The organism is Acidobacteriota bacterium (assembly GCA_040754075.1).
Lineage (GTDB): Bacteria > Acidobacteriota > Blastocatellia > UBA7656 > UBA7656 > JBFMDH01.
On record JBFMDH010000002.1, the window covers coordinates 382,380 to 403,652 of the forward strand.

Annotated in this window: 18 protein-coding genes and 1 pseudogene; 10 read left to right on the forward strand and 9 right to left on the reverse strand. The window is 50.0% G+C overall.

Features of this window, described 5'->3' with window-relative positions; genetic code table 11:
• Positions 1-37: 37 nt before the first annotated feature.
• The 3 genes from AB1757_03630 to AB1757_03640 form a co-directional block, all read right to left on the reverse strand.
• Positions 38-808, reverse strand: coding sequence for a crotonase/enoyl-CoA hydratase family protein (locus AB1757_03630; GenBank protein MEW6126131.1), 771 nt, complete (start codon positions 806-808; stop codon positions 38-40).
• Between the two features lie 84 nt (positions 809-892).
• Positions 893-1,402: a transposase gene (locus tag AB1757_03635; GenBank protein MEW6126132.1), complete on the reverse strand. Its 510-nt coding sequence runs from the start codon at positions 1,400-1,402 to the stop codon at positions 893-895.
• Positions 1,403-1,470: 68 nt separating this feature from the next.
• Positions 1,471-2,439, reverse strand: a complete 969-nt coding sequence (locus AB1757_03640) for a stage II sporulation protein M (protein ID MEW6126133.1) — start codon at positions 2,437-2,439, stop codon at positions 1,471-1,473.
• 159 nt (positions 2,440-2,598) lie between these two features.
• Between AB1757_03640 and holB the strand changes: the two genes are divergently transcribed.
• Positions 2,599-3,579, forward strand: a complete 981-nt coding sequence (gene holB / locus AB1757_03645; GenBank protein ID MEW6126134.1) for a DNA polymerase III subunit delta' — start codon at positions 2,599-2,601, stop codon at positions 3,577-3,579.
• 170 nt (positions 3,580-3,749) lie between these two features.
• On the opposite strand, the gene AB1757_03650 is transcribed toward holB, so the two are convergent.
• A complete protein-coding gene (locus AB1757_03650) occupies positions 3,750-5,597 on the reverse strand; it encodes a radical SAM protein (GenBank protein MEW6126135.1) in 1,848 nt (615 codons plus the stop codon).
• A gap of 310 nt (positions 5,598-5,907) precedes the next feature.
• Positions 5,908-6,210, reverse strand: a pseudogene (locus AB1757_03655) (helix-turn-helix domain-containing protein).
• 125 nt (positions 6,211-6,335) lie between these two features.
• On the opposite strand from AB1757_03655, the gene AB1757_03660 reads away from it, so the two are divergent.
• The 9 genes from AB1757_03660 to AB1757_03700 all read left to right on the forward strand — a co-directional run bounded on the left by AB1757_03660 (position 6,336) and on the right by AB1757_03700 (position 14,734).
• Positions 6,336-6,761: an OsmC family protein gene (locus AB1757_03660; protein MEW6126136.1), complete on the forward strand. Its 426-nt coding sequence runs from the start codon at positions 6,336-6,338 to the stop codon at positions 6,759-6,761.
• A gap of 170 nt (positions 6,762-6,931) precedes the next feature.
• Positions 6,932-7,870, forward strand: coding sequence for an NADP-dependent oxidoreductase (locus AB1757_03665; protein MEW6126137.1), 939 nt, complete (start codon positions 6,932-6,934; stop codon positions 7,868-7,870).
• 98 nt (positions 7,871-7,968) lie between these two features.
• Positions 7,969-8,862: an aldo/keto reductase gene (locus AB1757_03670; GenBank protein ID MEW6126138.1), complete on the forward strand. Its 894-nt coding sequence runs from the start codon at positions 7,969-7,971 to the stop codon at positions 8,860-8,862.
• Positions 8,863-8,943: 81 nt separating this feature from the next.
• Entirely contained in the window at positions 8,944-9,678 is a 735-nt protein-coding gene (locus AB1757_03675) for an SDR family oxidoreductase (GenBank protein ID MEW6126139.1), read from the forward strand.
• A gap of 30 nt (positions 9,679-9,708) precedes the next feature.
• Complete coding sequence (locus AB1757_03680) at positions 9,709-10,743, forward strand: aldo/keto reductase (GenBank protein MEW6126140.1); 1,035 nt, start codon at positions 9,709-9,711, stop codon at positions 10,741-10,743.
• A 14-nt stretch (positions 10,744-10,757) separates the two neighbouring features.
• A complete protein-coding gene (locus tag AB1757_03685) occupies positions 10,758-12,074 on the forward strand; it encodes an MFS transporter (GenBank protein ID MEW6126141.1) in 1,317 nt (438 codons plus the stop codon).
• Between the two features lie 33 nt (positions 12,075-12,107).
• Positions 12,108-13,112: an NAD(P)-dependent alcohol dehydrogenase gene (locus tag AB1757_03690; protein ID MEW6126142.1), complete on the forward strand. Its 1,005-nt coding sequence runs from the start codon at positions 12,108-12,110 to the stop codon at positions 13,110-13,112.
• Between the two features lie 98 nt (positions 13,113-13,210).
• The gene (trxA, locus tag AB1757_03695; protein MEW6126143.1) at positions 13,211-13,555 is read left to right on the forward strand and encodes a thioredoxin; all 345 of its coding nucleotides are present in this window, start codon (positions 13,211-13,213) and stop codon (positions 13,553-13,555) included.
• Positions 13,556-13,681: 126 nt separating this feature from the next.
• Complete coding sequence (locus tag AB1757_03700; protein ID MEW6126144.1) at positions 13,682-14,734, forward strand: trypsin-like peptidase domain-containing protein; 1,053 nt, start codon at positions 13,682-13,684, stop codon at positions 14,732-14,734.
• A gap of 160 nt (positions 14,735-14,894) precedes the next feature.
• Here the strand turns inward: AB1757_03700 and AB1757_03705 are convergent, their stop codons facing one another.
• The 4 genes from AB1757_03705 to AB1757_03720 form a co-directional block, all read right to left on the reverse strand.
• The gene (locus tag AB1757_03705) at positions 14,895-15,962 is read right to left on the reverse strand and encodes a hypothetical protein (GenBank protein ID MEW6126145.1); all 1,068 of its coding nucleotides are present in this window, start codon (positions 15,960-15,962) and stop codon (positions 14,895-14,897) included.
• Positions 15,963-16,040: 78 nt separating this feature from the next.
• Entirely contained in the window at positions 16,041-17,066 is a 1,026-nt protein-coding gene (gene pdxA / locus AB1757_03710) for a 4-hydroxythreonine-4-phosphate dehydrogenase PdxA (protein ID MEW6126146.1), read from the reverse strand.
• A gap of 54 nt (positions 17,067-17,120) precedes the next feature.
• Positions 17,121-17,555 carry a hypothetical protein gene (locus tag AB1757_03715; GenBank protein MEW6126147.1) on the reverse strand — a complete coding sequence of 145 codons (435 nt, stop codon included), beginning with the start codon at positions 17,553-17,555 and terminating at the stop codon, positions 17,121-17,123.
• A 402-nt stretch (positions 17,556-17,957) separates the two neighbouring features.
• Positions 17,958-21,230 (reverse strand): caspase family protein, encoded by a 3,273-nt coding sequence (locus tag AB1757_03720; protein ID MEW6126148.1) that lies wholly within the window; start codon positions 21,228-21,230, stop codon positions 17,958-17,960.
• Positions 21,231-21,273 lie beyond the last annotated feature (43 nt).

Here is a 21,273-nt window from a genome sequence, read left to right on the forward strand (position 1 = left end):
TTTTTACTTTTGCCTTTTGATTTTTGCCTTTTGCCTTTTACTTAAACGTTCCGTGTTTGCCTTCGCCTTGCGCGAAACGTCGAGCGCCCGCCACCGATTCACCGGAATCGAGAATCGCTTTACCGAGGGTGAATTCGTTTCTGATGGCTTCGTCCCAACTCAAATCCCACTGCTCATAAGCCGATTGTCTATCCGAACGCATACAGGCTTGCGGAAAGGCGGCAATCTGTTGAGCAACTTTGATGGCTTCAGCTAAAGCTTCGCCGCTTTCAACCAGACGATTGACGAGTCCCATTCTCAAAGCTTCTTCACCGGTTACGCCGCGGCCCGTCAAAATCAAATCCATCGCATTGCTATGACCGATAAGCCTCGGCAAACGAATCGTGCCGAGGTCAATGAGCGGCACGCCGAAGCGGCGACAATAAACGCCAAATATCGCGTCGCGCGCCGCCACACGCATATCGCACCACAGGGCTAATTCCAAACCGCCCGCAACCGCGAAGCCTTCAACCGCCGCAATCACCGGTTTCGTGAGCCGCATTCGGGTTGGTCCCATCGGCGCGAGTTCGCTGTGCTCATCGTTGTCGCGTTTGTCGCCTCCGGCAACCGCTTTCAAATCTGCGCCCGCGCAAAAGACGCCCTCTGCGCCGGTAAACACTGCGACATTCAATGAATCGTCGGCGTCGAATTTGGCAAAGGCGTCAAAGAGTTCAATCGCGGTGTCGGAATCAACCGCGTTGCGAACCTGCGGGCGGTTGATGGTCACAATAGCAATAGAATCCTGCGTTTCAAAAATGACGTTTGGCATATATTCTCCAAATAAGAATTTGTCAGTACCGCCTGCTTGAGCGGACGGAGAAGTCAGTACCGCCTGCGGTAGCGGGCGGGTACTTCAGTCAAATTCCGGAAGCACATCACCTTGTCCGTTAATGACATAGTCAATAGCTCGTTCGACGCTGTTCTCAGTCCACAAATATCGTTTACTTCCTTTGTCTGCCCAAGGACTACATTGCCGTTGCCAGTATCCATCTTGGCGCATTTGCCGCGTTGCATTAGCTTTCAAAGCGTTAAGTGCAAGTTCGGGTTTTAACTCTCCAATTGAAGCAACAAGGTGAATATGATTGGTGCGAACATTAATTGCAAGGAGCGACCATTTGCGTAAATCACAGGTCTCTCGAATAGCAAACTCCACAGACTTTCGTTGACTGGGATCTAATGTGACAGGTTCACCTTTTAGAATTTGCTTATTGTACTTTTCCCATTGTTTGTTGGGTGAAATAAAAGGCGATTGGTAACGATTATGGAAACGGTCTGTTGAGCGACGTGAGTCCCCATGCAGCCAAGTTCCATGGCAGCGAAATGTGATGAGATAGGCTAAAGGGGTATCTGTGTCGTTCCACATAATTCAAACCCGCCCGCTACCACAGGCGGTACTGACAATCACGCTACCGCAAAATACTCGCTACCGCATTACGGACGGGCACTGCCTGCTGCTTCACGACGGTCGGGCTTGAGGAAATAGACCACTAAAAAAATGGCGCTCATCATTGAAACCGCAAATTTGTAATAAGGCGAAACCGGCGCCGGTGAAAGAAAACCTTCGATGAGACCTGCGACCAGTAACATCGGCACACAACCCAGAATCAGTTTAATTGCCAATAATCCGTTGGTCACCAGCGCATCAATGCGCCGCATATCGCCGGGCATCAACATCGCTTTGCCGATCAGTAAACCCGCGCCGCCCGATATAAAAATCGCGGTGAGTTCGATGACTCCGTGGGCGCTAACGAAAATCGGCACATCGGTAAATTTATATTTCAGACAAAGCCCCATCACGACGCCGAACATCAAGCCGTTATTCGCCATCACGTAAAGCGTCAATAGCCCAGCCGTCACGCCGCCCGCAAAGGCTATGAAAGTAACTTGAATATTATTGGCTTGAATTGCGGTTGCGAATATCGGGTTTTTATTGCCTTCGTTGAGGCTCGCTGTCCAATTTTCGTGATTGATAATTTTGCGGCGCAAATCCGGGTAAGTCTTTTCGGTGAACCGCTCATCGAGGAAACTCACGCCAAAACCGAACGCCGTGGTGAATAAAAAAATCAGAAACGAAGTGAGGATATAGCCAAATGCCTGACGGAAGGCGGCAGGAAATTCGTAACGAAAAAAATCTTTGAAGACGCCAAAGCCCGATGACTCGCTGCGATAAATCGCGCCGTGCGCGCGGGCGACCAGATGATTTAAATAATTCACCAGGCGTTGATCGCGCACCTCTTCGCGGGCAATCGCCAAATCCGCCGCCGTGCGACGATAGAGTTGTCCGAACTCGCGCACCTCTTCGCCCGATAGGTTGGTTAAGCGGTATTTCGAGGCGCGTCCGGTTAAATCTTCGAGCCGTTTCCATTTTGCAAGTCGCGTTTTCAAGAGGTCTTTGAGCATAGACGCAAGATTAGCACGCGGAAAAGCAGAAGTCAGGAGTCAGAATCCAGAAGTCAGAATAATTCGATTGGCTAAATTTTAAAGATAAACCTCATTCTCAACTAAAGGCGCATCGTCTATACTTCTGACTTCTGATTTCTGACTCCTGGATTCTTGTACATGAAATTTTCTTCTCTGGTTGGCAACGAACGCATAAAAGAGTTGTTGATGCGGGCTGTGAGTGACGGGCGCATCGGGCAAGGGTTAATTTTCGCGGGTGAGCGCGGCATCGGCAAACATCAATTTGCGATGGCGCTGGCACAGGCGGTCAATTGTGAACAACCGGTTGGCGGCGATTCCTGCGGCGGGTGTTTGAATTGTCGTAAATTTGCGGCGCGCGATTTTACTGATGTGAAAATCATCGTGCCCGACGGGCAATTTATCAAAATTGAGCAAACCCGTGAAATGTCAAAAGAGGCATACTTCAAACCTTTTGAAGGTCGCCGTCGCGTCTTCATTATTGATGAAGCCGAACGCTTGAAAGAGCAAGCCGCGAATTCGATTTTGAAAACCCTGGAGGAGCCGCCCGACACCTCGCTCATCATTTTAATTACCGAAAAACCTTATGCGCTGTTGCAGACCATTCGTTCGCGTTGTCAGATGTTGAACTTTGCGCCGCTAACTTATCAGGAGTTGGAAGCCTTTTTGAAAGCCAACTACAAACGCCCAATGGAAGAAACCCGACTGCTGGCGCGGCTGGCGCGCGGCAGCATCGGGCGCGCCCTGGAAATCGATTTGGGTGAATATCGCGAAGCGCGGCAGGCGGCGCTTGAAATTATCGAAGCGCAACTCGTGACCCACGATGCCATTCGGTTGCTTGCGGCAGCGGAACATCTGGGGCGCAAACTCGACAAACCGGAGTTTGAAAAGCAGACCGATTTAATGCTGATTTTATTGCAGGATATTTTTTATCTGAAATCGGGTAAAGCGATTGACTCGCTTACCAACGCTGACATTGCCGAGCGATTGAAACGGATTGCCGATGCGTCTTCGTTTGAGCAAATCAGCCATTTTGTCGAACGACTGGAAGGGGTTTTGCAAAACCTCGCCCGCAATATCAATCGCCATCTGGCGCTCGAAGCGGCTTTCGTTGCCGGTTAAGGTATCACCTGTCGAATGATGGTCAGAGACCGCCATTTTTATTACCGGGTTTTGTTTCTCCAGCGTTGAACAAGCGGTCTTTGACCGCGCCCTTCGCTGGTCTCAGACCGCTTGTTCAACGAAACAAAATTTATTTGAGTGAGCAATACGAAATCTGCTTGAGCCTTGACTCAATCGCCTACCGAAAGCACCGGCAAAGCCTTTGCCGCTTTGGGTTCGGCGACCAGTTGTTCATAAAAACCTTCGGGCAAATCGCCGTTGTCTTCGCGCAGGTATTTCCATTGATGCGTTTTGATGGTTGCCAGAAGTTCTTTGCGGGTTTTGGTTTTCAATGGCTTGCCAACATAAATTTTACCCATCTTATCCATCAGCCATTCCGGGATGGCGCTTGAAAACATAAACAGCGGCCATTTGAATCCCGGCCCGTTGGTCTTTCTGAGTTTCCACGCCCATAACCCCAACGCGCCGACGCGCCAGGCGGTTGGTGCCCACCAACTGTATTGACCCGGACGCAGATTCATCTTCCAGCACTTCATAATCAACTGCCATTGCAAAGGCGTAAGCTGCATGGTCTCTTTGACGCCCTCTTTATCCTGCATGCGGGTGTCGTGCAGCGGCGTGAATATCGAAGGAATGAAGAACGCGAATTGCCCGCGCCGCTCGACTTCATAAATCAAATCCAATGTCGCCATGACATCTTCATCGGTTTCGCCGGGATTGCCAACAATCAAAGTGACTGCCGGAAACCAGTTATTTTCATTCAACACCCGCAAGCCTTCGATGAACACTGAGGGCCAATCTTCAACCGAAAAGGGCACCCCTTTGCTCGGCATCACCTGCTTTGCCATGCGCACCGAGCCGGTTTCGAGACCAATGAGCGGGGTGAGCGCTTTTTTCAAGGGATGCGTGCTGAGCATCGGCAAATGAATCGGACTTTTATCGAGGAGAATTTCCGAAAGCTTTTTAATCAACAGCGGGTCAACGACCGCAGGGGCGATGGTTGAATGGCTCAGCACATGTTGTTCAACGCCCGGCGTGTTGACGATGTCGGAATATAAATCGAGCAAGGCTTCGCGATTCGGAAAATAGAAAGGCGTGTCGGTATGCACCTGTCCCCAGATGAACATATCTTCGGTGGCTAAGCTGATTTGCTTATTGCCATCGCGAACGTTGGCGCGCACCGCATCCATGATTTTGTCTTTCGGCATATCGATTTGCGGATTCAAATCGGGAACGCAAAATTGACAACGCCGCCCGCAACCCGTAGTCATTTCGACGACGCCGAAGGTTGTGCGTTTATCGGGGAAAAGAATTTCGTTGCGGTCTTTCGGATGCACGACATCAACCTGACGCGGCAACGTTTCACCGGCAATCGCTTTGTTGAATAAATCCAAAACGTCTGTGGATTCGCTGCGCCCTTCGACGACACAATCGATGCTGAGTTCTTCATAAGTGTCGGTTTGAATGATTTGCCAGCCGCCCGAACCGCCGACGATTACTTTGAATTGATCGCGAAAGGGGCTGCCTTTAATTTTGGCAAACATGTCTTTTGAGTAATGTGAATTGATAGGCTCTTTCGATGAACCGAAAATCGAAGTGTAAACCCCGGCGGCAAAGGTAACCCCCAAGGGGTTATGCGTCGATACGGCAACCACGCGGGTGTTTTCGCCGATGAATTTATCCAAATCCTGCGGGTAACAACAGGCAATATCATCCGCTTTGAACCACCGTGAAATGGATTTTTCCAACACTCGGACGCCTGCGGGCATATAACGCGCGGTGCCGTCGTCATTGTATTCAACATCACGCCAGGTCGGGTATTTTTTATTGAGAATGCCTTCGAGCCAGATGGGCAAAGATGCCATACTCATTTGAATGAAATAGCCTGCGTGATCGATGGTTTCCGTAAGCGGGGCAGTTAAAACAATCAACTTCCCACCATCTTTGGGAGTCGTTGCGGCGTGACCGTTCAAGTGACCATTACTGGTCGCGCCTTGAGTTGCGTTAGTATTGCCCATCCAATCCTCCTTTTAGTTTGTCCATTTATTTATTGGAATATTTATTGAGTAGTTTGTTATCGGGCTAATCGCGACCTGTATGTTACATGCAAACACCGATGAATTGCCAGTGCTCGGTTCATTTTATTTCGGGAAGCAGATAAAGGCGCAGTTAATCTCCGGGCAGGGATTTTTCGCTTTGCGACGCGGTTAAAACTTTTTTGTGAGCGATGACCTGCTCATTGGAAGCGGTTGTGATGTAAACCGCTTCTTCGTTGGCGATTTCGGGTGTTGGCAAACTGAACGAGGTGTTTTCGGATTTGCTGACGCCATGCATCATGCCCCATTCGCACATCGATTCAATGACCGGTTTGAGACTTGCGCCCAAAGCAGTCAGCGAATATTCGACTTTGGGAGGAACTTGCGCGTAAACTTCGCGGTGAATGATGCCGTCCTGTTCGAGTTCGCGCAGTTGTTGGGTGAGCATTTTTTGCGACACCCCTTTCAGAATTTTCTGCAACTGGGAAAAGCGCTTCACGCCTAAGAAAAGTTGATAGAGGATGAGCGCCTTCCAGCGCCCGCCAATTATCGCGAGGGTAAATTCGACCGGACATTTCGGAACTCTTCGCTTCATCAACTCAAACCTCTCTCAGTTTCTTTTTGGTAACTATAGCACCTGAAAGTGCCTTCTTCACAATCGGCGAACATCTTGCTATAACATGAGGGCGTTAAATTTTAAGCAAGTGAAGGAGAAGATTTATGCCGGTAAGACAAGCAGAAGCCGAATGGAAAGGGAATCTTCTTGAGGGCAAAGGCAGCATCAAACTTGGAAGCGGCGCATTTGAAGGTTCATATGACTGGCGCGCGCGTTCAGCCGACGGCCCCGGAACCAACCCCGAAGAATTATTGGGCGCATCCCATGCCGGTTGCTTTTCAATGGCGCTTTCCGCGCAACTGGCAAACAATAACACCCCCGCAACCCGCATCCATACCAATGCCAAAGTGCATCTTGAAAAACTGGAAAGCGGTTTTGCGATTACTCAAATCGAACTCGAAACTCAAGTCGAAGCGCCAGGTATTGACGAGGCGAAATTTCAGGAACTCGCAAACGTAGCGAAGACCAACTGCCCGATTTCCAAAGCCCTTGCCAGCACGACGATTCACCTGAAAGCAACCCTTCTTTAGCGGTACTCCGAATTTGACCGGCAACCGCTTCACGCCATTCGTTGATGAGGCGATTGCCGGTTGAATGCAACCCTATCCTCATTTTTCTGACGTTTATACAACCGACAACCGAAAGCCTGGTTGGTCGCGTAATTGGTTCAACAAATTTTATTGATGAAAGGTAAACATTCATGGCAATGATGAAAGCAGTGAGGATGCATGAATATGGCAGCATTGACGGACTGGTTTACGAAGAGGTAGCAAAACCCCAACCGGCAACCGATGAAGTGTTGATTCAAGTCAAGTCCGCAGGCGTCAATCCGGTGGATTGGAAAATGGTCGAAGGCTTTGGTCAAGGGTGGATGGGGCATTTGATGCCGCACATTTTAGGCGTCGATGTCGCAGGTGTTGTTGAAGCGGTCGGAAGCCGTGTAACGAAATTCAAAGCCGGTGATGCGGTTTACGGGTATGCGACTTTTTCCCGTGAAGGTTCGTTCGCCGAATATGTTGCCGTCAAAGCTTCGGATATTGCGGCAAAACCTGCAACACTCGATTTCGTTCAGGCGGCAGCCGTGCCGGTTGCGGCGATGACTTCGTGGCAAGGAATATTGGCTCAAGGGAAACTTTCGGCGGGACAGAAAATCTTGATTCACGCGGCAGCCGGGGGCGTCGGCTTGATGGCTGTGCAACTTGCGAAAGCCCAAGGCGCAGTAGTCATCGGTACAGCCTCGGCGCGTAACCTGGAATTCGTTAAAGCCTGGGGCGCAGACGAAGTCATTGATTACACCAGCGTGAAATTTGAAGACGCGGTGAGCGATGTGGACGTGGTTTTCGATTTAATCGGTGGCGACACGCAAGCGCGTTCTCTCAAGGTGTTGAAAAAAGGCGGCATTCTGGTTTCGGCAGTCGCGCCGCCCGACGAACAGGCTGCCGAGGCGCAAGGGGTTCGCGCGGTGATGGTTGGCGTACAACCTGACGGCGCGCAACTTGAAGCGCTTACCGAATTGATTGACGCCGGCAAAGTGAAAGTTTTTGTCGAACAGGTTTTCCCGCTTGCCGAGGCAAAAGCGGCGCTCCGGTTAAACAAGCAGGGGCGCACACGCGGCAAAATTGTTTTAAGCGTTGAATGAAGATTTGCAAATTTGGAGAAACTCACACGTTTAAAGATTCGTTAATTGATTAACGATTTACTGGTTGACAATTGTGAGATGATTAAAAGGAGAAACTGATGGAATACAGAGAATTTGGCAAAACCGATATGAAAGTAAGCGTTCTGGGGTTTGGCGGCGCGGAAATTGGCTTTGAAAGCGCAAGCCAGGAGAACGTCACCAAACTATTAAATAGCGCGCTGGATGCTGGTTTGAACGTCATTGATAGCGCGGCGGCTTATCTGGTCAGCGAACAACTCATCGGCAGTGCGGTTGCCGGACGCCGCAAAGATTTCTACCTGTTTACCAAATGCGGCGTGACCGATGGCTTTACCCGACAGGATTGGAGCAAAGCCGGGATTCGCAATCAGATTGAACAGAGTTTGAAGAGTTTGCAGACCGACTACCTTGACTTGATTCAACTGCACAGTTGTTCAGCCGAGGTCTTGCAAAAAGGCGAAGCGATTGAAGCATTGCAGGAAGCCAGAGAGCAAGGGCTGGCGCGTTACATCGGTTATAGCGGCGACGGCGAAGATGCGCGCTTTGCGATTGAAACCGGCGCGTTTGATACCTTGCAAACTTCTGTGAGCATTGCCGACCAGGAGTCCATCGAATTGTTGTTGCCGAAAGCGCAAGAGCTTGGCTTGGGGGTAATCGCCAAACGCCCGGTAGCGAATGCCGCCTGGCGCACCGGCGAAAAACCCGCAAACGCTTATCACCACACCTATTGGGAAAGACTTGTCAAACTTGATTATGATTTTTTGAAATTGCCGCTCAATGAAGCGATTGCCATTGCCTTGCGATTTACCCTTTCGCATCCGGTGCATACGGCGATTGTCGGCACTACTAATCCGCATCGCTGGCAAGAGAACGCCGCGAGTCTGCAAGCCGGCGCGCTTCCCGCAGAAGAAATCGCCAAAATTCGCGCCCGTTGGCAAGCCGTTGCCGATGCAAGCTGGGTCGGTCAGGTTTAAGAGAGTTTGGAGAAACACACAAATTCAAAACAGTTTTAACTAACCCAACCTGTGAACCATTTTTTATCGAAGGAGAATCAGATGAGCACTAACAAAGTTGCGTTAATTACCGGAGCCAATAAAGGCATCGGTTATGAAATCGCCCGACAACTTGGGCAACAATCAATTACTGTTTTAGTCGGGGCGCGCGATCAGGCGCGGGGCGCTGAAGCCGCAGATAAACTTCGCGCCGAAGGCATTGACGCGCTCGCCGTTCAACTCGATGTCACAGATGGCAAAACCATTGAAGCGACGAAAAAGTTTGTCGAAGAAAAGTTTGGCAAACTCGATATTCTGGTCAACAATGCGGGTATCATTGGCGGTTATGATTGGGGAACGCCGCCAAGCGATGTGCCGCTCGATACGGTGCGCAAAGTTTTTGAAACCAATTTCTTCGGGGTGATTGCCGTGACCCAAAGCTTTTTGCCGCTTTTGAAAAAGAGTGAAGCCGGTCGCGTCGTCAATGTGTCGAGCGGGCTTGGGTCGCTGACGAAATTGAGCGATACGAGTTATGAATTTTCGGGAATAAATTTTCTTGATTACAATGCCTCGAAAACGGCGCTCAATGCCATCACCTTGAGTTTTGCCAAAGAGTTCAAAAACACGCCGCTTAAAATCAACGCGGCAGACCCGGGCTACACGGCGACCGACATCAACAACAACACCGGAACCAAAACGGTTGCCGAAGGCGCGGACACCCCTGTGTGGTTGGCAACGCTTCCCGATGATGGGCCAACCGGCGGTTTCTTCAGCGCAAGAGAACCGATGCCCTGGTAATTTTTTGAGAGCAGAAAGGACACCTTCAACATGCGATATAAACTTCTAGGTAAAAGCGGATTGCGGGTTGCCGAAATTTGTCTCGGCGCGATGACCTTCGGCGATGATTGGGGATGGGGCGCAGCGCGCGATGAGAGCCGCAAACAATTTGATTTGTATGCAGAGGCAGGCGGCAATTTTATTGACACGGCAAATCTCTACACCAACGGTTCCAGTGAAAGATTGGTCGGCGAATTTATCACCGGTGAACGCGACAAATGGGTGGTCGCGACCAAGTACACTTTCAACAATCAAAGCAGTGAGGTGAACCTCAGTGGCAATCATCGCAAAAATATGGTGCAGTCCGTAAACGCCAGTTTGAAACGGCTCAACACCGATTATATTGATTTGTTGTGGTTGCACGGTTGGGATTTCACCACGCCGGTTGACGAGGTGATGCGCTCATTTGATGATTTAATCAGAGCCGGAAAAATTCTTTATGCAGGCGTATCCGACACCCCCGCCTGGATTGTTGCGAAAGCCAATACCCTGGCTGAACTTCGCGGGTGGTCGCCGTTTATCGCTTTGCAGGTCGAATACTCTTTGAGACAGCGAACCCCTGAACGCGATTTGATTCCGATGGCGCAACATTTCGACATTGGGGTGACGGCATGGAGTCCTTTGGGCGGCGGCGTGCTCACCGGCAAGTACAACAAAGGCGGCGAGATTGACACCGGCGGGCGACTTCCTAATGGAGCCAAAGAGAGCGATTTGAAAATTGCTGCAAAAGTCCTGGAAATTGCTGATGAAATCGGACGTTCGGCGTCGCAGGTGGCGCTCAACTGGTTGCGTCAACAAGATAGTCGTTTCGGCAGCATCATTCCGATTGTCGGGGCGCGCAAAACCGAACAACTGCAAGACAATCTCGCCTGCGTTGAATTTGAACTGACGCCGGAGCAAATCGCGCGCTTGAATGAAGCGAGCAAAATCGAACTCGGATTTCCGCATGATTTTCTGAAGAGTGACACGGTTCACAAATTTGCGCTCAGCGGGACGCTTGAAAATATTGATAATCATCGCGCCTGATGGTTGAGAAATAAATGTTGAACGCGAGCATAACGAAAAAAAGTAAGTGGCGACGCATCATCGGCGCATTGACGCTGGATGTTTCGCCACTTCGGGTTTCACGCGATTATCGGTTGTTGTTCACCGGACAATTGGTTTCGGGTTTTGGCTCGGCAATGAGCTACGTTGTCTTGCCGTTTCAAATGTATCAATTGACGAAATCATCATTGGCGGTCGGGATGTTAGGGGTGGCGGAATTTGTGCCCATGCTTACGCTCGGCTTTGTCGGCGGGGCGCTTGCAGATTATTTCGACCGTCGCAAATTGTTGTGGATTGCGGAAGTCGGGTTGATGCTCTGTGTCGGGGTGTTGATTTTCAATTCCTTGCTCGCAAGCCCAAAAGTCTGGGTGTTGTTTATGGCTTCGGCATTGTTTGCAGCATTGAACGCTCTGCATCGTCCGGCAATGGAAGCCTTAACGCCGAAAATTGTTGCCGCCGAATTTATGCCTGCGGTAGCTGCGCTCAATTCGCTGCGATTTAATTTCAGCTTTATTCTGGGTCCTGCGGTTGGTGGGGTGTTGGCTGCGAGTTTCGGCGTGGCGCTGGCTTATGGGGTTGACCTTGTGACCTATGTAGTGTCGCTTGCGGCATTGTTGCTGATGCGCGCGGTGCCGCCGCCGGAAGACCCTGACCGTCCGAGTTTGCAATCGGTGATTGATGGGCTGCGTTATGCGCGAAGCCGGCAGGAATTGCTCGGCACTTACCTGATTGATTTGAATGCCATGTTTTTCGGCATGCCGATGGCATTGTTTCCGGCGATGGCTGAAAGTTACGGCAGCGCGTCAGTCGGGCTGTTTTATTCGATGCCGTCGATTGGCGCATTGTGTGCGACATTGACATCGGGTTGGACTGCGCGAATTCGCAAACACGGCTTGGCGATTACCATTGCGGCAAGCGTGTGGGGGCTTGCAATTGTTGGTGCGGGGCTTGCGAAACATTTGTGGTTGGGCTTGTTTTTTCTGGCGCTCGCGGGCTGCGCCGATATGATTAGCGGGCTTTTCAGAATGACCCTGTGGAATCAAACGATTCCCGATTATTTACGCGGGCGCATGGCGAGCATTGAAATGATTAGTTACACGACGGGACCATATCTTGGCAATGCGGAAGCCGGAATCGTCGCGAGTCTTTTCGGATTGCGGGCGTCGGTGGTTTCAGGCGGAGTGTTGTGCGTCGCCGGGTCAGCATTGTTAGCGATGTTTTTGCCGCGCTTCATTCGATACGACAGAGAAGAAGGGCTGGCAAGAAAAGAGATTGACGAAGCGGCGCGCGCCGTATCAGGTGTTGAAGTATAGATTGAAAAAATATCCAGCAAAGGGGAAAGGAAAATGAAAGCATACGAGGTTCAAAAATTCGGGCTTGATGGACTGGTTCAGGTTGAACGAGCCGAGCCGCAACCCAAACCCGGACAAGTGTTGCTCAAGATGCGCGCCGCATCTTTGAATTACCGCGATTTTATGGTCGCGCAAGGGGTTTACAATCCGCGCCTGAAAATGCCGCAAATTCCGCTCTCGGATGGCGTCGGGGAAGTGATTGCAGTTGGTGAAGGTGTCACTCGCGTAAAGCCTGGCGACCGCGTTTGCAATAGCTTTTTTGAAAAATGGGTAGGCGGCGATTTAACTCCCGAAGGCGCGACCTCTGCCCTTGGTGGCGGACGCGACGGCGTGCTTGCCGAATATGTCGCGCTCCATGAAGATGGGGTGGTGCATTTGCCTGAACATCTCACCGATGAAGAAGCCGCGACCTTGCCCTGTGCGGCGCTCACAGCATGGTGCGCGTTGATTGAATGGGGCAATTTGAAAACCGGCGATTCTATCTTAGCGATGGGAACCGGCGGAGTTTCGATTTTCGCTTTGCAATTCGCCAAAATTGCCGGGGCGCGAGTCATCATCACTTCGAGCAGCGACGAAAAACTGGCGCGCGCCAAAAACTTAGGCGCGGATGATTTAATCAACTACAAAACCACGCCCGATTGGGAAAAAGAGGTCGCAAAACTCACCGGTGGCAGAGGCGTTGACCAGGTGGTTGAAGTCGGCGGCGCGGGCACCTTTATGAAATCCGTCAAAGCCGTAAGGCGCGGCGGCACGATCAGTTTGATTGGTGTGTTGGCGGGCGCGGGCGAAGTCAATTTAACCGCAGTGTTGATGAACGGCTTGCGCGTGCAGGGGATTTTTGTCGGCTCGCGGCAGATGTTTGAAGCCATGAATCGGGCAATCGCTTTACACAAATTGCGCCCCGTGGTCGATAAAGTTTTCTCGTTTGACGAAGCGCCCGCAGCTTACGAACTCATGGGGCGCGGCGGACATTTCGGCAAGATTGTAATTAAGTTTTGATGGATTGATGCAGGTGAATGGCTGACGCATCCTTCACCTTTCATCGTTCATCGAATCAACGGTAGAATGAATGGTAGAGATTTTTCGGAGGTAAAAAAATGAGTGAACATATCAAAGAAATTACAGACAACAGTTTTGAAACAGAAGTTTTAAAATCAGAGAAACTCACACTGGTCGATTTTTGGGCGGAATGGTGCGGGCCGTGTCTGGCGCTTGCGCCCACCGTCGAAGAGGTTGCCAAACAGTATGCGGGTAACCTCAACGTCGCGAAATTGAACGTCGATTACAGCCCGGACACCCCGCCGCGTTATGGCATTCGCGGCATCCCGACTTTGATTTTATTCAAAGGCGGGCAGGAGGTTGACCGCATCGTCGGGTTTGTCGGCAAAGGCGCAATTGAAGCGATGATTCAAAAACACGCGGGCGTTTCTGCCAAGGCATAAGCTTAAATTTTAAAACTTAAACCGGCGCGATGGATGTGGGTGAACTTTTACCGGCATTCATCGCGCCGACTGATTTAAACTTTAAATAACAATTCGGCAACGAATATTTTAAACCCCTATAAAACTATGGAACGAACATTAAGGCTAATTTCAAACAACCATAATGCAAATCAAGCGCATTCATTCAACGATTCCCATCCTTCGGATGAAGAGTTGCTGGATGCTTATTCAAAAGCGGTTATCGATGCGGCGGAACGCATCAATCCTTCGGTCGTCTACATCGAAGTTCATCACGCCGGAAACGCATCACCCAATGGACGGCGCGGCGCGCAACCTTCGGGCGGCAGCGGTTCAGGGTTTGTGTTTACGCCCGATGGCTTTGTGCTGACCAATAGCCATGTGGTTCATAATGCCAGGCGAATCGATGTGGCGTTTTCGGATGGGCGGCGTTTTGAAGCCGAACCGATTGGCGATGACCCCGACACAGACCTGGCGGTAGTAAGAATCAACGCGCCCAATCTGGTGCCTGTATTTTTGGGCGATTCGCAGAAGGTGAAGGTCGGGCAACTCGCCATCGCCATCGGCAACCCTTACGGCTTTCAATACACCGTGACCGCTGGCGTAGTGAGCGCGCTGGGACGCAGTTTGCGTTCGCGTTCGGGGCGACTGATTGACAACATCATTCAAACCGATGCGGCGCTCAATCCCGGCAATTCCGGTGGCCCGCTGGTGACCTCGCGCGGCGAAGTCATCGGCGTCAACACGGCGATGATTTTGCCCGCGCAAGGCATTTCATTTGCGATTGCCATCAATACGGCGAAATTCATTACCGGCAAATTGATTAAAGAAGGTCGGGTGCGGCGCAGTTACATAGGCGTTGGCGGGCAAGTCGTACCGCTGCCGCGCGCCGTGGTGCGGTCATTGAATCTGGTAATTGAAAGCGGCGTGTTGATTGTGTCGAGCGAAGAAAGCAGTCCGGCTCGGCGCGCGGGGCTTCAGGAGGGTGATGTGATTATCGCTTTCGATGGACAGCCGATTGCCGGAATTGATGACCTGCACCGAATGCTCACCGAAGAAAAAGTCGATACCAGAGCCGGTATAACGATTGTCCGCTACATCAATAATCAGGCGCAAAAATTGACGCTCACCATCGTGCCGCAGGAATCGAAATCGACATAGGTTTGATTATCACTTGCCGGTCGGATATGTGCAGGCAGGAAGAAGGTACAGATTACCGAACAGACGCAATAAACGGAACAAACGGAAATTTTGCGCAATGCCTTTTCCGTCTGTTCCGTTATTTTCGTTGGTTCCGTTTGCTTTCTGAATTGATGAAATGTTAATCCACCCAGTCGGCGATGAAAACGTTGGTATCGCCTTGTTTGGCGGCATTGCGATTTGATGCGAAGACGATTTTTTTACCGTCGGGCGAAAACATCGGAAAGCCGTCAAAGGTTTCGTTGAAGGTGATGCGTTCAAGCCCCGTCCCATCGACGTTGATGGCGTAGAGGTCAAAGTTCCTGCCCCTTGGGTCATCCATATTCGATGAAAAAATAATGCGTTTGCCGTTCGGGAAAAAGTAGGGCGCGAAATTGGCTTTGCCATTATTGGTCACTTGTCGTTTACCTGTGCCGTCGGCTTTCATGACCCAGATGTCGAGCGTGGTCGGGCGAATGAGATTGTCTTTTAAAAGCGATTTGTAATCGGCTGCGGCCTTTTCCTCTTTCGGATGATGGGCGCGAAAAACTATCCATTGGTTGTCGGCGGAATAAAAGGGACCGCCATCGTAACCGAGTTCATTGGTTAATCGCTTCACATTTTTGCCATCAATATCCATTGTGTAGATGTCGAGGTCGCCATCGCGTGTCGAAGTGAAAACAATTTTTTTGCCGTTGGGTGAAATGGTCGCTTCGGCATCATAGCCTGCGGTTTTCGTGAGCGGTTTTAAATTTGTGCCATCGGGATTGGCAACATAAATATCGTAGCTCGGATAAATCGCCCAGACATAGCCGCGCGAGTAATCGGGTTTCGGCGGGCAGGCGGCATCGGTTGCGTGCGTTGACGAATAGAGAATCTTTTTATCATTGCGAAAATAGTAGGCGCAGGTGGTGCGACCTTTGTTGGTTGACACCATCTTCACATTCGAGCCATCAATGTTCATGGTGTAAATCTGGTCGCATTCATGCCCTTCGCGGGTTGATTGAAAGATGAGCTTTTTGCCGTCGGCTGAAAAATAGGCTTCGGCATTTTCGCCGCCAAAGGTTAATTGCCGAACATTCTTGAAGTGTTTTTCACCCGGCAGCACTAATGAATCCCCGGTTGCCGTTGAAGCATTCATCGGTTGCGGTTGCAACGAAAAGGTAATGAGCGTAAACAACATGATAGAGAAAGCCAGAAAGTATCTCATTCATTATCTCCACAAAAATTTGAATTGAATTTTTAAGAACTAAGATGATAGCGATTTGTTGGCGAAAAACGAAATGTTCTATTGATTTATTGCCGCACTCGATTGATGAAGTTTTGCGGCAAGCTTGATGGCTTCGACGAGGCTGCCGGGTTCGGCAATGCCGCGACCGGCAATATCAAAAGCCGTGCCGTGGTCTACCGAGGTGCGAATAATCGGCAATCCGAGCGTCACGTTGACCGCTTCGCCAAATGCCAGACATTTGACGGGAATCAACCCCTGGTCGTGATAACAGGCAATCACGGTGTCAAATTCACCGCGCGCCGCGCGCACAAAAATCGTATCCGCCGGATAAGCGCCGCTAACCTCTATGCCGCGCTGCCTGCATTGCGCAATTGCCGGATTGATTTCGCGAATCTCTTCATTCCCGAAAAGCCCGTGTTCACCGGCGTGTGGATTGAGTCCACAAACCGCGATGCGTGGTTGAGCAATGCCAAAGCGTTGCATTTCGCTATACGTGAGTTCGATGACATCGACCACCCGTTCTCTATTTATTGCTTGAATGGCATCGGCTAAACTCAGATGAATGGTGAGCAACACGACGCGCAAATCGCCTGCAAAAAAACACATCAACGAACGGGTCGCGCCGCAAAGTGCAGTGAGCATTTCCGTATGTCCGGGGAAGGGGACGCCTGCGAGTTTCAGCGCCTCTTTATTGATTGGCGCAGTCGCCATCGCGTCAAGCTGTTTATCGAGATAGAGTCGGACAGCCGTTTCGATAAAGCTTGCAGCGGCGCGTCCTGCCGTTGCAGACAATCTACCGTATTCGATGTGCGCGCAAATTTCACCGACATCGAAAATGACGACGGTATCGGTAGTTGCAGCAAGGGTTGCGGCGTCTTTAGCGATTGGATAATTGCAAGGCAGGTTGAGCAGGCGAGCCTGTCTTTGAAGTTCGCCGGCATCGGCAATGATGACGCTTTGACAGACAGACCTCACCTCGGCACTGGCGACCGCTTTCAAAACGATTTCGATGCCAATGCCTGCGGGGTCTCCGATGGTAATGCCAACGCGAGGTTGGTTAGGACTTTCAGGTGTTTTGGTCACGAGGTTGAGCCGTAAAAGCGGGAGGTTGCTATACGCAGCAGTACACCAGACCCTTTATTCTTCGTCTTCTTCCTCTTCGTCAAACTCTTCTTCGTCTTCGTCAATCTCTTCGTCTTCTATTTCATCAACCGCATTTTCTTCGACTTGATTGTCTCCATCTTTGCTTGCCGATTTGGATTCATCTTTGAAAATGTATTTAATGTTATGTTTCAAAACCAGGAGATTGGGGCCTTCCGTGCGATGCAGTTTAATGCAGTTTCTGTCGTACCATTCAATGGTGCCGCGCAGTTCTTCGCCGTCCTGTAAAACCATAACCATTTTGGTTCGGTTATCCATCTGTTTTTTGTAATAAAAACTCTCGGCGTGTGTCTGTTCCGGTGGCACGCGTTTACGATTCTGGTCAGACCCTGAACCGCCCCCACGACGCGAATCTCTTTCACCACGTTCGCGGATTTCCGCCAGCGTCGGTCGTATCAATTTTCTATTCATAACACATCCCTCAAAAGGTATTCGGAGTTCTAAACGATGGGTGACGTCGTCACGCATCAGATTATTTACTGCTAACGAGCTAAAAAGATGCGTACCCCCTTAGCGACGCTTAGAAATATTCTTTCTTCAAGCTAATGTTTAGCGAGGTATCGTTCAGAATGACTAGATACTAGCCCATAAAAAAGGCAAAAGTCAAAAGGCAAAAGGCAAAAGGCAAAAATCTAAAAGTGAAAGCAAAATTTGTGGACGATTTCTTTAATTTACCCAGGGGTTTGAAAAAATGATTAATCATGGATTGAGAGCGACAGGTTTATTCAGGCGAATAAAAGCAATTCACCTTTACCGGTTTTTCTATGATTGCTTACATCTCAGGTTGTAATGTTGATTACCCTTAATGCCGGGTTATTGAGGAACTACACTAATGGCGCGAATCCAGAATTCTTCGCCCTCCCTGGTCATAAAGCCAAGCCTGCCGGATGAAAAACTGCTGTCATCCAGTTCGCTGAAGGTGACCGGTTTTTCGGTCGGCGACCCGGTGGATGAAATTCGGTGAACGATTTTTGAACCGACCGCTTCAACGAAGATATGAATCTGGTCATCCTGAATGTCGAGTTTAATCGGCACACGCTCTTCAAATTGTTTGACCATCGCGCCGCCCTTAATTACAAAGCTACGGAAAACTCCGGGGCTGCTTCCTTTGGGTCCGATGAGTTGAAACAGGTAATAATTCTGCTCATCGCGAGCGCGCATCAACCAGACGGCTCCCTTGCGATTATTTTTTGCGAAACTCAGGGTGAATCGCATGGTGAAATCTGTATATTTCCGGTCTTTGAGGAAACCGATTTCCGTTCCTTGCACCACCATAAAGACTTCATTTTTCTTCTGATCTAATTGCCATTTCGTCGCTGTCCAGTTTTGCAGACTGGTGAATTCTTCATTGAATTTCGCCGAAGAGATGACCGGCGTGAGCGGCAATTCCAAGGTTGCATCTTTATCAAGCGCGACCGGTTTTTCCAATTCTTCAAACCGATCATTGACGGCTTTCAAGCGGTATTCGCCGGGCGGAAGTTGAATGGGTAACTCATTGCCCGCGAGTCGCCCTTTGAATTCTCCGTTCACATAAATGTCGGTTCCCGCCTGGCTTTTCACGGTCAATTTAACGAGTCGCGTAGCGAAACGCACAGGGATTTGAATTTTAGTTGCCGCTTCTACATCAACTTCCTGAAGGTCAGTGGTGCCCGACTGGGGATGACGGATTTGAATCGTATAATGACCGGTGCTGAGGTCACGAATCTCAACCAATCGCTCCAGGCGATTCACTTTACCGGCATTCGGTTTTTGCCCGTTGACAAGAATCTGTGCATCATTGCCGATGGGTTCACTAAATTGCAGTTTGATTGAACTGAGCGATGAAACCGTCGGGGTAGTAATCGTTGGATTTGGGTGTCGCGATTCGCGAATCGGTTTTAAATCAAATTCGTAATCTTTACCGGCATCGAAAAAACGAGATTGCACTGCTATCGCGTGACCCGCAAGTTCGGCTTTGACGGCATACTGACCGGCAGGCAGATTGGGGATAACCAATTTGCCGTTGGCAGGAACGGTTTTGGGTGAGAGATTGCCAATAGAAATTTTGGTTCCCGGCAAACTGTTAATCGTGAGAGAAATCGCCAATGATTTGACAGCTATGGAAATCGACGAATACTGACCGCCGTAGACATTCACCGGATAAGTGGATTCGGCAAAACTGGGATGTTTGATTTTGACTTTATGTGCGGCTTCGTCAACATCGCGTAATTCGACTTTATTGGCGGTCACTTTTATCGGCGTCACCGGACGCTCATCCAGAGTGATTTGCAATTGCTTATCGTCGGCGCTCAGTGAACCTAAATCAATGGAGATGGTTCCAAGCGAAGATACCAATTCGGCATCCCGGTCAATCAGCGTTCCCTGACGGATGGAGATGGGGCGCTTCCAGCTTTTATATTTCCCGCCCGCGGTTATTTCGATTTCATATTCGCCCGGCGCAAGTTGTAATTCCAGCCGTCGATTTTGAATGGTTTTGCTCAATGCCTCTTTGCCTTGCGCTTTGATGATGACCTGTGCGGTCGGCACATTCGTTGTGAGCACCAGCATTCCGGTGGTCGGAACATTGAGCAGATTCGTGGTTTTTGCCGCAAGCGATAGCATTTTGATTTCGCCGCCTTCAACTGTCAGGCTTCTTTCCAAAACCACTTCACTGCCGCGCATGATTTTTAATTTGCGGGTGCCTTCTTCAATATCTCTGATGCGACATTGATTGGGCGTATCGCTGACGGCGGCAAACTTGACGTTTTGTTCGTCGATGAAAATCTGCAAGCTTTTATCGGTGGCTTTCAACTCGCCGAGGTCGATTTGCACGGAACCGAGCGCCGATTCGAGATTGACTTCCACAGGATTATTGCTGCCGCGTTTCAGGGTCAGGTTGCTTGTCCATTTGCGGTAGCCTTTTGCGGTCAATTCAATTTGATAGGTTCCCGGATTGAGGTTTTTTTCCAGACGATTTCCGGTCAGGGTTTCTTCAAGGATGGGTTTGCCATTGGCTTTGACCAGAATTGTAGGAGCCGGGATATTCGAGATGACTTGCAAATATCCCATCATCACTCGCGAAGGGTTATGGGCGATAATGAATTTACTCGATAGTTCGGATGGCCCGATGGTAATTTCCGGTTTCTGTACTTCTATGCGTTTATCTAATAATTGACTTTGCGCAATCTGCGGAACCCGCCGTTCAATAAATCTTTTCAATTCGCCCAAAGTGACGTCGCCATCCTCATTGGTGGCTTCTTCCAAACCCTGTACCAGAGCGGAGGTGAAAAAGCCTTCACCATTGGCTTCCATCGCTTCCTGTCCGGGACTTGCGGCAAACATCTGCGCATATAATCCGACTTTGGTGATGCGGTCTCTGGCGTACAAATTCGGCATGTAAACTTTAGCGTCCTGATTGACTCGCAGTCCTCGACTTTCAGGAGAATTGCGGCAGGCATCCATAATGAAGATGATTTGTTTGGGCTGCATCATGCCGATTTGTTCTTGTATGTAATCACGACTCAAAGCGGTTTGTTCGAGGGTCGGCAGGTTTGCCACGATTCCATCCATCGGCAGAATGTAACCGCGATTGTTCATCTCATACCCGTGACCGATGAAGGCAATCAGTAACAGATCGTTTCCTTGAAGATTTTTTTGGAAAGCGACGATTTGTCTGATGATGTTATTTTTTGTCGGTCTCAGCGCCGGGTTGATCTGATTGGAGGTCAGCAACGTGATATTGCGTTTGGGAAATGCGGCAAATTTGACGAGCGCCTCTGCAAGTCGATTGGCATCTTCATTGGGAGCCGAAAGTTGACGAATCGGCGGTTCGTAATCATTCACCCCGACAATTAACGCGAAACGGTGTTCATCTTCTTTGGTGAGTTTCGCGAATATATCCGGGGATGAAGATTCCGGCTCGATTTTGATGGCGCGCTGCTGATTCGTTGGCTTGGATTTGCTTTGCGGCGTCAGAGAAGTTCTGGAAGTCGGCTTATTGGTTTGAGCAAGAACACCGTTAAACCAGCTTGGCAGGACAGCAATCAACGAGGCGGACAAGAGCAAAGCCGTCGTAAGGATGGACAAACGCAAAAGAGCTGTTTTCATAATCAACTTCCGTCGATGGGCAATGAAAGGCTGTGGGTTTTTC